Raw genomic sequence first — 13504 nt, 5'->3', positions numbered from 1 at the left:
GAGGCGCCTTGCCACGCCTCGCCGGCTCGGGTCCACTGGCATGGCGCGGGGCTCCGCGCGGCCCGAGGCCGCGCGAGGGCCGCGGCGGACCGACCATCGACCATGCTGAACCCGATCACGTACAGCGAGAAGGTCGTCAGCGACTTCCTCCGCTACCAGCTCACCACCTATCCCTTCGCCTCCCCCGGCCTCTACGAGCAGCTCCGCGCCCTCCTGAGCCTGGAGCAGACCCGCCAGACCCCGCTCCTGCGCGGGCCCTACATCGGACTTAGCCGCTCGTTTCGCACCGGCGCCTCGGTCGCCTCCCTCGTCGCCGAGGGCCTGCTCCACCCCGCCCTCGCGAGCCTCGCGCCCCATCCCCACGTCTACGGCCATCAGCAGTCCGCGTTCGAGGCCATCGCGCAGCGGAAGACCACGCTCGTCGCCACCGGCACCGGCTCGGGCAAGACGGAGTGCTTCCTCTATCCGATCATCAGCCACTGCCTCCGGCTGCGCGACGAGCAGGCGCCGGACGGGATCGCCGCTGTGCTCGTGTACCCGATGAACGCGCTGGCCGAGGACCAGCTCGGCCGGCTCCGCTCGCTCCTGACCGGCACGGGGATCAGCTTCGGGATGTACGTCGGCAAGACGCCGGAGAAGGCCGCCGACGCGGTGGGCGCGCGGCTCGAGGCCGGGGCCTCGCGCGGCGACTACGAGGCCACGCTGCGGCGGCTGCGCGCGGAGAAGCAGCACGTCGCGGTCTTCCCGCCCGAGGAGCGCCCCTCGCGCGACGAGATGCGCGCGCCGGGCAAGCGGCCGCGCATCCTCCTCACCAACGTGAAGCAGCTCGAGCTGCTCCTGACGCGGCAGCGCGACATCGAGCTCTTCGCGGGGGCGACGCTCGACTTCCTCGTGTTCGACGAGGCGCACACCTTCAGCGGCGCCGCGGGCGCCGAGACGGCGTGCCTCATCCGGCGGCTCCGCAGCTTCTGCGGCAAGCGACCCGACGAGACGGTGTGCATCGCGACCTCGGCCACCATCGCCGACCCGGAGCGCGGGCCCGAGGCCGGGCGCGATTTCGCCAGCCGCTTCTTCGGCGTCTCGCCGGAGAACGTGGCGCTCGTGGGCGAGGAGCACGAGGACGACGTCTGGGCGCCGCAGCGCGTGGCGTCGAAGCCGCTGCCCGGCGACCCGGCGGTGCAGCTCCAGACGGTGCTCGAGGCCGTCGCCGCGGTGGAGAAGGAGCAGCCCTCGAAGCAGGACCTGCGGGTGCTGAAGAGCGCCTTCCAGGCGATGACCGGCTCGTCGCTCGACCTGTCCCGCTGGCAGGAGAGCCTCTACGACCGGCTCGCCGCCAACGAGGTCGTCTACCAGATCGCCGAGGCGCTCCGGGCGGTCAAGCCGCTGACGCAGCTCGTGCGGGAGCTCGAGGCGCGCGTCGGCCGGCCGGTGCCCGAGGAGGAGATCGTGGCGTGGCTCGCCCTCGGGGCGGCGTCGCGTCGAGAAGGCCGGCCGCTGCTCCGTCCCGTGGTGCACGGCTTCGTCCGCGGGCTCGCGGGCGCCGTCGTGACGTTCCCGCCGGGCCAGGAGACGCCACGGCTCTGGCTGTCCCGCGAGGACGCCGCGGCTGCCGAGCCGGAAGGGGGCCGCTCGGCGCGCCTCGACGTGACCACGTGCACGACCTGCGGACAGCACTACTTCGTGCACTTCGTCGCCGACTTCAGCTTCACGGGCCGTGCGCCGGGGGGCGGTGAGGCGATCGAGGACCGGGTCGTGTGGCGGCCGCTGGAGGAGAAGTCGGGAGGCCAGCGCGTTGTGCTGCTCGATCGGCTGGTCTCCGACGGCGACGCCGAGGACGACGACGAGCCGAGGAACACCGCGACGGTGTTCCTGTGCCGGCGCTGCGGCGCGCTTCACCCGAAACCTCAAGAGCGCTGCGACGCCTGCGGCGAGGCGCTGCCGCTGGTGGGGCTGTTCGCGGTCCAGCAACACAAGGACTTCCCGGGCAAGCTCGTCGCCTGCGTCGCGTGTCGCGCGCCGGGCCGCTCCAGGATGGGCGACTACCGCGAGCCGGCCCGGCCTGTGCGCGCGCAGAACGTGTCGGACGTGCACGTGCTCGCGCAGAGCATGCTGCACCACGCCGAGCGGCCCCGGCTCCTCATCTTCACCGACAACCGCCAGGACGCCGCGTTTCAGGCCGGCTGGATGCAGGATCACGCGCGGCGGTTCCGCCTGCGCTCGCTTCTCTACGAGCAGATCGAGCGCCGGCCCATCTCGGTCGGCGATCTCACGGGCGCGCTCGACGACCTGCTCCACGGCGAGGACGAGCTGTCCCGCGCCCTGATCCCCGAGGTGTGGCGCGTCGAGCGCAAGGAGACCGCCGGTACGCGGCACGCGTTCGAGCGGAAGCGCTTCCTGCGGATCCAGGTGCTGCGCGAGATCGCCACCGGCGCGCGGCAGCGGCTCGGCCTGGAGCCCTGGGGACGGATGGTGGTGAACTACGCCGGGCTCACCCAGGAGCACCCGTTCTTCAAGGCGTGGGCGCCTCGCTTCGATGCCTCGCCGGCCGACCTCCTGGAGGGGGTGGCCGCGCTGCTCGACATGAACCGGCGCGCGGCGATCGTCTTCGACAGGGAGGTGAGGATCTACTCGCGCTTCTGGCCCGATGGGGCGCGGGAGATCCAGAACGGCTATTTCCCGCAGATGCCCGGCGGCCCCAAGGGGCTGAAGCTGAGGCGCGGCGCGAACGATGACGACGCCCGGATCAAGCAGATCCTGAGCGCCCGCGGGGCGACGACGGCACGCCTGCTCGCGCTCCGCTGGGGGCTCCCGGACGAGCAGTTAGAGCCCTTCTTCGAGGGGTTGTGGAGGCTGCTCACCGAGGAGCTCGCGCTGCTGGTCCCTGTGACCTTGACGGGGTATCGCGACAACGCGCTCCCGGGCTGCTCGGGGGCCATGCAGATCGACGCCGACCGCCTGCTGCTCACGGCCCACAAGGGCTTCTTCCGGTGCAACGTATGCCGCCGGACGAGCCTGCGGGCGACGCCGCGGAGGACGTGCACCGCGCGGACGTGCTCCGGGACGCTCGTGCACGCTCCGGAGAGCAGCGACAACTACGACCTGATGGTGCTCGACCAGCGCTTCGCGATGGTCAGGCCGCGCGAGCACTCGGCGCAGATCCCCGCCGACGAGCGCGAGATGCTGGAGCGGTCGTTCAAGGGCGACAGCCAGCTCCTCAACACGCTTGTGTGCACGCCCACGCTGGAGCTCGGCGTCGACATCGGCGGGCTCGACTCGGTGCTGATGCGCAACGTGCCGCCGCTCCCGGCCAACTACTGGCAGCGCGCCGGCCGGGCGGGGCGCCGCCACCGGATGGCGGTGAACCTCACCTATGCGCGGGGGTCGAGCCACGACCGGGCCTATTTCACGAACCCGCTCAAGCTGCTCGACGGGGTTATCCAGCCGCCGCGCTTCAACCTCAAGAACGAGCCGATGGTGCGCAAGCACGTGCACGCCACGGTGCTGACCGTGCTCGGGCAGCTCGCGACCGGAGGGGCTCGCGCCGCCGGCGGCGCGCCGATCCGCGCCCGCGAGGCGTCGCTCGACCAGGCCGCGCGCGACGAGATCGCGCAGGCGCTCGAGCACAGCATCCCGACGCAGATCAAGACGTACCTCTTCGACGCGGCGGACAACGTGCGCGCGGTGCCGTTCGACGTGGGTCCGCTCGCGCGGGTCGTGTCGCGCCACGAGGAGCTGATCCTCGGGGAGGTGAGGAAGGCGTTCACGCAGGGGTGGCCGTCGCAGGACAGCGCCGTCGTCGAGCCGGCCGCCCTGCGCGCCGTCATCGCCGACATGGCCGGATCGCTGGCCGAGGTCATCGCCCGGCTCGAGCGGCGCCTGCGCTGGGCGCTGGATCAGATGCGGCGCCTGGAGGCGGTGCGCGCCCAGAAGGGGACGCTCGACCCGGACGAGGACGCGCTGCTCGCCCGGTGCGACCGGCTGATCAAGCGGCTCAAGGGCAAGCAGGCGCGCGCCCGCCGCGACGCCGAGGGGTTTGACGACACGTACACCTACGCGGTGCTCGCGGCCGAGGGGCTCCTGCCCGGCTACGGGCTCGACGTCGGCGCGGTGGTCGGCTTCCACCAGGCAGCGCGCTACGGGACCGGCATGCGCGACTGGGAGCTCCGGCGCGCGCTGCCGCTGGCCCTGCGCGAGTACGTACCCGGCAACCTGATCTATGCGAACGGGCACCGGTTCCTCCCGCGCTTCTTCCACCTCGCCGCGCTCGAGGAGCCGACGCTCTTCCAGGTCGACGTCACCAACGGGGCCGTGAGCGAGGCGGGGCTCGGGCGCGACGGCGCGGCGGTCGGGCTCGGCGCGGCGGCGCTGCCCGCTGTGCCGATCTGCGACGTCGATCTGCCGCACCAGTCCCACATCACCGACGACGAGGAGTTCCGGTTCCAGCTCCCGGTGACCGTGTACGGCTACGAGCAGCCGCGGCACGGCGGGGGCAAGGCGTTCACGTGGGGTGACCGCGTGGTGACCAGCCGCGCCTCGGTGCACCTGCGGCTCGTCAACGTGGGGCCGACGTCGGGCGTTCGTGAGAGCAGGTTCGGATACCCGGTGTGCCTGGTGTGCGGACAGAGCCGCTCGCCGCTCGCCTCGAAGAAAGATCTGGATGCCTTTTCGACCGATCACCAGCAGCGCTGCGGCCGGCCGGTGAACAGGGTGGGCTTCTACGCCGACGTCGTGGCGGATGCCGTGGCCATCGACGGCTGCGCCGACCTCGGGGAGGCCTACAGCGTGGCCGAGGCGCTCCGGAAGGGCGCCGCCGAGGTGCTGGAGATGGAGCTCGGCGACCTGCAGCTCCTGGTCGTGGGCCGCGCCGGCGAGGCGCAGCGCAAGGTGCTCCTCTACGACCCGATGCCCGGCGGCTCCGGGCTCCTCGATCAGCTCGTGTCGCGCTGGCCCGAGGTGGTGAGCGCCGCCAGCGAGCTCGTGGAGGGCTGCCCCGCCGGGTGCACGAGCGCCTGCGTCGACTGCCTGCTCAATTACCGGAACTCGTTCTATCACGCCCACCTCGACCGCCACGTGGCGGCCGAGCTCCTGCGGCAGCGCGGCGGCACCCTGGCGATCACGCACGAGATCCCGCCGCTGCTGCCCGCCCATGTCGGCGCGGGCCAGCCGGTGAACCAGGCCGAGACGTCGCTCCGTTACATGCTCGAGCGCGCCGGGTTCCACAATGCGCAGGCGCAGCGCGAGATCGACCTCGGCAAGCCGCTCGGGGTCACCATCCCCGACTTCTTCTTCGAGGACCCGACGGAGCGGACCGAGGGCGTGTGTCTCTACCTCGACGGGATGAGCCAGGCGATCCATGGAAACCCCGCCACGCAGACCAGGGATCGGGCCATTCGCGAGGAGCTGCGCAACCGCTTCTACGAGGTCATCGAGATCACCTACGGCCAGCTCTCCGATCAGGGAGCGATGCGCGAGAAGTTCGCGCGGCTCGCCCGCATCCTCCTGGGGAAGGAGCGCGCGGCCCAGATCCGGGACGACACGTCGTGGTTCGAGGAGGCCCGCGCCGCTCACGCGTCCGACCACCCACCGCCGTCGCTCGGCAGCGGCTGGAACGAGATCATCGCGCTGCTCGACGAGCCGTGGCACGCGCTGGCCGCCGGGCTCCGCGACGCCGGCGTCCCGGTCCCGGACGACGCGCACGCAGACCTCCTCGTCAACGGGCGGGTCGCGACCGACACGGCGGTGCTGCTGTGGGCCCAGTCGACGCCGCTGGTCGCGCTGGTGGACACGGACGTCGCGATCGACGAGAAGCACGGCCGTCTCATCAAGGTCCAGCCGGCGAGCGACCCGACAGGGCTCGCTGCCGTGCTGCTCGAGCGACTCGGAGGGAATCCGTGAAGTTCCTCATCGCCGACACGTTCACGAAGAGCCTCGCCAGGCTGGATGGCCAGTCGCAAAGCGCCATCAAGCAAGCGGCGTTCGACTTCCAGGTCAACCCCGCGAGCCCCGGCTTCAAGCTCCACAGGCTCGACGGCGTGAGGGACAAGGACTTCTGGTCCTTCCGTGTGAACAGGGACCTCCGGATCATCGTGCACAAGAGCGAGTCGTCGTTCGTGCTCTGCTATGCGGATGACCATGACGCCGCGTACGCGTGGGCCGAGGCGCGCAGGCTCGAGGTGCACCCCCAGACGGGCGCCGCGCAGATCGTCGAGGTCAAGGAGCGGGTCGAAGAGGTCGTGCGGCAGGTCGTGCGCACGGACGAGCGCGAGCCTGCGGCCTTCGCGAAGCACGAGCCGGACTACCTGCTCGCGCTGGGCGTGCCGCCCGAGTGGCTCGATGCCGTGCGCGCGGTCGGCGAGTCGGGGCTCGACAAGCTCTTCGGGCATCTGCCCGCCGAGGCTGCGGAGCGGCTGCTCCAGCTCGCGTGCGGCGAGCCTGTGCCGAGGCCGGTCTCCGTCGCGACGCAGGACCCGTTCGAGCATCCCGACGCCAAGCGCCGCTTCCGCGTGCTCGACAGCCACGCGGAGCTCCGCCGCGCGCTCGACGCCCCCTGGGAGCAGTGGCTCGTGTTCCTCCACCCGACGCAGCGCGCGGTCGTGGAGAGGAAGTTCAAGGGGCCGGCCCGCGTGACCGGCAGCGCTGGAACGGGGAAGTCGGTCGTCGCGATCCATCGCGCCGCGCACCTCCTGAAGGCGGACCCCGGCGCGCGGGTCCTGCTCACCACGTTCACGCGCACGCTCGCTGTCCGGCTCGGCCACAGCGCCGATCTGCTGCTCGGGAGCGCCACGAAGGAGCGCAAGCGCCTGGCGATCGATCACCTGCACAAGATCGCGAAGGACATCTCGGTGCAGTCCACCGGGAAGCCGCTCTCGGTCCTCGATCCGAAGAAGCTGGATGGACTCATCGAGACCGCGAAGAGCCGTGTTGCCCCCGGCGCGGAGTTCTCTCTCGCCTTCCTCCGATCGGAGTGGAACGCCATCGTCGACCCGTGGGGGATCCGGTCGTGGCCGGCCTACAAGGGGGTGTCTCGCGCCGGGCGAGCGACTCCCCTGGGAGCGAAGCAGCGGCTCTCGATCTGGAAGATCTTCGAGGAGCTCCAGCGCCTCCTCGCCGAGCGGCGCCTCACGACCTGGACCGGGCTCTGCTACATGGCGGCGGAGCGCCTGTACGACGCGCGGCCCTACGACCACGTGATCGCCGACGAGTGCCAGGACTTCGGACCGGCGGAGCTCACGCTGCTCCGCGCGCTCGCGGAGCCGGGGCCGGACGACCTGTTCCTCTGCAGCGACGCGGGCCAGCGGATCTACAGGGCGGCCGTGGCCTGGTCGTCAGCGGGTATCGACGTGCGAGGCCGCTCCACGCGGCTGTCGATCAACTATCGGACGACCGACCAGATCCGCCGGTTCTCCGATCGGATCCTGCCGGAGGCCCTGGACGAGGGCGACGGGGAGACGGAGAAGCGGAGCACCGTGTCCGTGCTCAACGGCCCGCCCCCCGAGGTCCAGGGGTTCGCGAACGCCGCGAAGGAGGCCGAGGGGGTGGCCGGCCTCCTGAAGGACCTGCTGGCGTCGGGCTACAAGCAGCGAGACATCGCGCTCTTCGCCCGGAGCGAGAGCGTGCTCCGAGATCGCGTCGAGCCGGCGCTGGCCAAGGCCGGGCTCACGGGCCATCCGCTGAGCGACGACCAGCCCCCGTCGGCGACGGACGTGTCGGTGGGCACGATTCACCGGGCCAAGGGGCTCGAGTTCAAGGTCGTGGTCGTCGTCGGGTGCGACGCGGATCTGGTGCCGCTCACGTACCTGCAGAAGGAGCTGGTCGACGAGGCGGACCGCGAGGCGTTCCTGGAGCAAGAGCGGCACTTGCTCTACGTGGCGTGCACGCGGGCGCGGGAGCGGCTGGTGGTCACGTACTCGGGGACGCCGAGCCGGTGGGTGGTGGCGCCTGGCGGGTAGGCGGCTGCCTCACCCGCGACGAGCAGTTCGCTGGCGGGAGCGAGCCTTGCTGGATTGCTGGACGCGAGCCGAGGAGTTCGCTCCGCTTTCGCCGCGACCGCTCAGGCTCCCCTTTCGGGTGCGTAGCAGAAATCCACCAGGCCTCGCGGCGCGAGCCCGCCCGCCTGCTCGCCGCCGATGACCTCACAGAGGTAGGGGTGATCGACGATGAACCTCGAGCTGACGCTCCGCGAAACCTCGCCGGGCCTCAGGTCCAGGCATCGCTCGCTATTGCATCGCGGCCGCCACGACTCCCCGCTTGCGCGGCGTTCTCAACAAGCTACGGACTCGCCGGTTCATCAGCCCTTTCGCCGAACATGCGCTTCACCGCAGGCGAAGCACCTCGACGCACCCTGATCGTCCCGTCTGCCTCGCGCACGATGTTGGGCCCCAGGATGACGGTGGAATCCGGCCGCCGGAAGGCGGCGGGGTCCAGACGTGATCCGGCATCTGAACCGGCATACCAACCGATGTCCCCGCTCGGCAGCTTTCGCCCAACGATCAAGCCGTCACCGTCGATCGGCCAGTCCTCTGGTTTGTAGATACCGATCGTACCATTCGCGTGCTGAACGATCACGGCCTCCGGCAAGGCATCCAACCGCTCGCGATCGCGCCTCATCTCTGCGAGAATCACGGACTCAGAATCAGGCGGAGCAACGGGCTCAGATAGCCCGGCGGCTCCGGACGGCGAAGTCTCTGGATCGCGTTTGCCAAGGGACATGCAGAGCGCCAGTTGCACCTTGGCCGAGTTGAGCTCGCTGCGCTCAGCTTCACATCCATTCGCGGCAGGCGTCGTGGCCGAAGGAGGCCGCGATGCGCTCGCTACCGCTCGGGCGCCTGGTTCGCCGCGTGGCACGGCGCGTCCGATAAGGGCGCCGGTGACGCCTGCGCCGACGATGATCAGGGATGCGGTGAATCGATGAATCATCACGGGGTCGTCTCGCTGCTACGGCTTGGCCGATCCATCGACATTTCCGCCGAACATGCGCTGCAGCTCAGCAGGTGCAGGCTTACCGTCAATCGTGATCGTTCCATCTGGCGCAAGCCCCCAGGTGGTCGGTGGAATCTTTGCAGGCTCGGAAGGACGGAATGCGGCAGGATCCGAGCGAGGTCCGGCATCAGGCCCGGCGTACCATCCGATCTCTCCGCTGGGTAACTTTCTTGCCACGATCTCGCCATCACCATCGATCGGCCAGTCGTCTGGTTTGTAGATGCCCGTGCTTCCATCGTGGTGCCGGACGATCACGGCCTCGGGATAGCTGTCCAGGAGCTCACGATTCCGCCGGATCTCTGCCGTGCCTGGCATGCTCTGCGGGTGAACGGGCTCCACCCGTTGAGCTGGCTCAGGCGCGCCGGCGGCGCCGGACGGTTCGGCTTCGAGCGAGCTCAACATCGTGCACACATCCAGTTGCGCCTTGACCGATCTCAGCTCGGTGCGTTTTTCCTCGCAGCCATTGCCCGCGCGTACAGCGGCTGGAGGCGCGGGCAATGCGCTCCGGGCCGGTGGAGCGCTCCGAGCGTCGCGCGGTGCGGCGCGCCCGATGAAGGCACCAGCTACGCCAGCAATCAGTGCGAGGGCAAGACAGTTGCGAAGTGTCATCACTTGTCTCGCTAGAACATCGGACAGCCTGGAGGTACAGGCTGACAAGAAGCATGATCTTGGTTCGGCCATTCCTGAGGAATGATGTCGACCGAACAAGGCGTGACGAACGATGCTGGATCGGCTCTGGGACATACCTGCGTTCCCTGGGCCTCCAACTGTCTCACCCCCTCCATCACTTTCAACTCAAATAGGATCTCCAGCTTGTCGGCACCGACATCGCTGCACCCACTCGTGAATGTAACCTGACGAACACCCGAACAGTATGCGGCGCAGAAGACCGGCGGATCGGTATGGCAGAAGGGCAGGCCCGATTCTTGATCGAACTGGGCGCTGCCAGGAGTACATTCCTGCGCCCCGATTGAACAAAGAGCGAACACAAGCACCACTGTACGCGAAACGGATCGTCTCATGCGGTTCTCCTTGGAGGGTCAAGACCTTGCCCGGATCGCTGGCGTCCAGGGGTGCGGCGTCGCGTCCGGACCCGAGGCGCGCGCTCTGTTAGCGAGCAGCACCAAACCGGAGAGAGAAGAAGTATTATTTGTTACAAGACCAGCCGCTCGATCTCGTTCATTGCGAGCACGCCGATGGTTCTCTCACTGAAGCGCAGCGTCAATAGTGATCAAGGCCACAATTTATGTCCGTACGCGACCCCCTACGCGACCATCGTCTGGTCTCGGGCAACAGGGTACAGGCTCGGGGTGCGTCGCTGCGGTGCAGGACTGGTCGCTCGGGGTGGATGTCGGCTGTAACCGGCTCGACGACAGCGCCGGCGACGTCTTCAGCGTCGCCGACGTGAGGTTCTCGAGCGCGAGGCTGCGTTGACGTTGCCGGCTACTTGGTCGAGCCCCCGGGGAGCTCGTAGGGCGGGTCGTCCCCACGCACGCAGGGGTGGACGCCATCGGGCGAGCCGATGTCACAAACCGCCTCGCCTCCTCGACCGCGAACGGGCCGAGGAGGCGAGAGACGCGCGGCGGGATCCCCCGCCCTCTCCCAGGCTACGCGTCGCCGGCGACGGCGTCCTGGCTCGCGCTCGGCGCCGCCTTGCGGTTCTTCTTCGTCGCGGCCCCCGCGGCGGTGTTCTTCCGCATGAAGTCGATGACCGGCGCCAGGACGTCCATGATCTTCCGGTCTGTCTGCGCGTGCGTCTTGGCGATCCGGTAGGCCGCATAGAGCGTCTCGCGGAACTTGATGGCCGTGTAGAGCGTCGAGTCGCCGAGCTCTCCGCCGACAGGCGCGAGGCTCTCCGCGACCTTGCTGAAGAGCAGGTGCTTCTCGATGCGCTCCCGGAGCAGCGCTGTCTCGAAGCGGTTCGGGTCCATCCCTTCGTCCTGATCGGCGAGCGACTCGAACAGGGCAGGCTTCATGTCCACCACGTCGAGCACCTTGTGCAGCATCGCGTGCTCGCCGTCACGCAGCCGCGGCGCGGTCTGCCGCTGCTCCTTCGTCAGCGTCACGAGCCCCGGGAAGAGCTCATCGAGCTTCTCGACGAGCTCCGCGGCCATCGCCTTGGCCTTCTCGGCGCGCGACCGGAACTCGTCGATCGGCATGTCTTCCCAGGTGGTCCAGTTCGAATCCTTCTTCTTCGAGGGCATTGATCTCTCCTCCCGTGCTGCGGTTGCGAGCGCACACCGTAAGATGGCGTGTCTACACTGGCAAGCATGGCAGGACGCCAGAGCACGAACTCCGCGCCGCGGGGAAGGCGACCTGAAGCACAGGGGCTCGCGAGCGCCGCGACGTCAGGCGGGCGGCCGGCAGCAATAACTCACAGAGCCCACCGGACGGAGCTCGCCGCTCTGCTCGCCGCCTTTGGGCGCGCACTCGGCGATGCTCTCGAGGGTGTACGTCGCGCTGACGCTCCGCGGAGAAACGCCCGGCGGCAGGTCGTAGCATTGACCGGAACCCCAGGTGTCGGTGGCTGGCATCGGCTCCGTACAGTGCTCGTCGGCGTAGAAGGTGAGCGCCTGCTGGCGCTTCCAGGACCCGTCTATCAGGTCGGCCTCGCACAAGGGGCACCCGCCCACGCCCAAGTAGGCCTGCACGAGCTCCGGGTGACTGCGGGGACACGCCTCGAGCTCGCCATCCCCGCGGTACTCAAGGCACTCACGGAAGCCTGGCGCCATGTCCGGGATGCACAGGGCGTCAAGGTTGTCGCAATCCTGGTCGAGATCCCAGGAGCGGCGGCACGTCCGGACCATCTTCCCCCAGAGGGCGTCCACGTCGTCCAGGGAGAACGACGTCCGGCAGGCGTAAGCTACAGGCTCGGTGCTGCCCATGGCGAGATCGAAGTCTTCCGGTGGGGGCGCCATGTCCGACCTCTGGGACACGCAGCTCCCGTCCCACCCGGCCGGGACGACGAACTCGCCGACGATGAGGGCATCGTTGTATGTGCCATCGCCACAGTGGCCCCCCTTGCGGAGGGCGACCCTCTTGTACCGCTCCTCCGTGTGCGGCTCGGCGACGCAGCGGGGGCAGCGGTCGATGGACTTCGGCTCTTGATAGTAGTCTCTCGAAGGGAAGTAGTTGGACGATTCACAGCTCGGCGCGTCGCGCGGCCTCCCCACCCAGACGGCGAAGACCGCGCTGTTGCGGAAACCGTCCACGGAGTAGCTGGTGCCGTCCCACAAGGTCTCTGCGCAATGCCAGGGACAGGTGCCGGTGAGGGGCTGAGGGCAACCCGGGCCGCGACACTGGCCGTAGTGGCACGACGCCCCGAGCAGCGCCGCTCCGGCGCCGAGCGCGAGGATCGCCGCCGCCATCGATGTCACCCGGTTCCTCGTCGTCTTGATCGCGCGCGTCATGTTCCCTCCGGCAAACAGCAGGCTGTCACCTGGCCGCTCAAGCTCAGCTCGCCCACGAGCTCCCCGCCGCTCGGCGCGCAGCTCCCCGGCGCGTCGACAAGCCACGCCGCGCTCAGGCTCCCGAGCGCGGAGCCCGGCTCGGCGTCGTGGCAGCCGCCGTTCCCGGCGACGACGACGGCGGCGACGAGATCGCGGCACGCGCCGTCCTCGAACGTCGACACGAGCGCCTCGCACGTGCTCGGCGCGGTCTCGGTGCACGCGCACGGCGTGCATGCGCGGCTGTCGTCGACCTCCTTCCAGAAGGTGAGCTTCTCCGAGAAGTGGAGCCCCGCTGTCCTGTCGCTGGAGGGACACTCGACGTCCTTGTCCTCCGCGAGGAGGCACCGGCGCCAGCCCGGGCGGAGCTCCGCCGCGCCGAAGACACAGGCGTGCCCGGGGGCCGGGCATTTGTCTCCTCCGCTCGCGTCGCAGGTGACCACGGCCTGTCCTCCTGCGTGCGCATCGCCGTCGCGCGGCACCGGGGACGGCACGACCTCGCAGGCGCGCGCGGTGACGGGCGCGATCCGGAACGAGCCGAACGCCTCGGCCCCGACCGCGCCGGGCGCGACGCACGAGCCGTCCCAGCCGGCCGGCGCGTCGAACGGGGTCAGCGTCACGCCGGGGCTGTCGTCGCACATCCAGCCGGAGCTCACCGTGAGCCCGGCCGGGAAGGCGCACGCGGGCGCGGTGCACGCGCACGGCGCGCACCCTGGATGCGCTCCCGGCGCGACGAAGAAGTCGCCGTGGGGCGGCGGGCTCATCTCCTTGCGCTCCTCCAGATCCAGCCCCTCGGTCCGCAGCAGCGCGTCGGCGCACCCCGGGTCGTCGAGCCCTGCCTTCCTGCCGACGAGGTACACGCCCGATCGAAAACCATAGATCTCGGTGGGGACACAGGTCCCCTCGCAGCCGCCGTTGCTGGAGCCGTCGGCGTTGATGACCTCGCACGCCAGGTACTCGTCGCAGTCGTAGCCGTCGACCGCCCCGCAGCCGCTCGCCGCCGCGACCGCCGCGCCGCCGGCGCTCGCCAGCGCCGCCAGGACCCGCCCGGCCTCCCACCACCTCATCGCCGCTCCTCC

Annotated in this window: 7 protein-coding genes; 2 read left to right on the top strand and 5 right to left on the bottom strand. The window is 69.9% G+C overall.

Features of this window, described 5'->3' with window-relative positions:
• Positions 1-102 precede the first annotated feature (102 nt).
• Both WMF42_RS03005 and WMF42_RS03000 read left to right on the top strand, forming a co-directional pair.
• The gene (locus WMF42_RS03005) at positions 103-5895 is read left to right on the top strand and encodes a DEAD/DEAH box helicase (RefSeq protein WP_437690027.1); all 5793 of its coding nucleotides are present in this window, start codon (positions 103-105) and stop codon (positions 5893-5895) included.
• Positions 5892-7949: a 3'-5' exonuclease gene (locus WMF42_RS03000; RefSeq protein WP_437690026.1), complete on the top strand. Its 2058-nt coding sequence runs from the start codon at positions 5892-5894 to the stop codon at positions 7947-7949. The genes WMF42_RS03005 and WMF42_RS03000 overlap by 4 nt, the downstream gene beginning before the upstream one ends.
• A gap of 319 nt (positions 7950-8268) precedes the next feature.
• Here the strand turns inward: WMF42_RS03000 and WMF42_RS02995 are convergent, their stop codons facing one another.
• The 5 genes from WMF42_RS02995 to WMF42_RS02975 all read right to left on the bottom strand — a co-directional run bounded on the left by WMF42_RS02995 (position 8269) and on the right by WMF42_RS02975 (position 13492).
• The gene (locus WMF42_RS02995; RefSeq protein WP_437690025.1) at positions 8269-8916 is read right to left on the bottom strand and encodes a hypothetical protein; all 648 of its coding nucleotides are present in this window, start codon (positions 8914-8916) and stop codon (positions 8269-8271) included.
• Between the two features lie 18 nt (positions 8917-8934).
• Positions 8935-9588, bottom strand: a complete 654-nt coding sequence (locus WMF42_RS02990; RefSeq protein WP_437690024.1) for a hypothetical protein — start codon at positions 9586-9588, stop codon at positions 8935-8937.
• 998 nt (positions 9589-10586) lie between these two features.
• Positions 10587-11183 (bottom strand): hypothetical protein, encoded by a 597-nt coding sequence (locus tag WMF42_RS02985; RefSeq protein WP_437690023.1) that lies wholly within the window; start codon positions 11181-11183, stop codon positions 10587-10589.
• 144 nt (positions 11184-11327) lie between these two features.
• Positions 11328-12389, bottom strand: a complete 1062-nt coding sequence (locus WMF42_RS02980) for a hypothetical protein (protein ID WP_437690022.1) — start codon at positions 12387-12389, stop codon at positions 11328-11330.
• Positions 12386-13492: a hypothetical protein gene (locus tag WMF42_RS02975; protein ID WP_437690021.1), complete on the bottom strand. Its 1107-nt coding sequence runs from the start codon at positions 13490-13492 to the stop codon at positions 12386-12388. The genes WMF42_RS02980 and WMF42_RS02975 overlap by 4 nt, the downstream gene beginning before the upstream one ends.
• Between the last annotated feature and the right edge of the window lie 12 nt (positions 13493-13504).

It is taken from the genome of Sorangium sp. So ce176, assembly GCF_051519835.1.
Taxonomy (GTDB): domain Bacteria; phylum Myxococcota_A; class Polyangia; order Polyangiales; family Polyangiaceae; genus Sorangium; species Sorangium cellulosum_G.
Note: the sequence above shows the minus strand (reverse complement) of the source record. Positions and strands in the feature narration are given on the sequence as shown.

Excerpts from the sequence above, each read along its gene's own strand:
- WMF42_RS03005 (WP_437690027.1), top strand. The coding sequence starts at position 103 with ATGCTGAACCCGATCACGTACAGCGAGAAGGTCGTCAGCGACTTCCTC.
- WMF42_RS02995 (WP_437690025.1), bottom strand. The coding sequence starts at position 8,916 with ATGATTCATCGATTCACCGCATCCCTGATCATCGTCGGCGCAGGCGTC.
- WMF42_RS02990 (WP_437690024.1), bottom strand. The coding sequence starts at position 9,588 with ATGACACTTCGCAACTGTCTTGCCCTCGCACTGATTGCTGGCGTAGCT.
- WMF42_RS02985 (WP_437690023.1), bottom strand. The coding sequence starts at position 11,183 with ATGCCCTCGAAGAAGAAGGATTCGAACTGGACCACCTGGGAAGACATG.
- WMF42_RS02980 (WP_437690022.1), bottom strand. The coding sequence starts at position 12,389 with ATGACGCGCGCGATCAAGACGACGAGGAACCGGGTGACATCGATGGCG.
- WMF42_RS02975 (WP_437690021.1), bottom strand. The coding sequence starts at position 13,492 with ATGAGGTGGTGGGAGGCCGGGCGGGTCCTGGCGGCGCTGGCGAGCGCC.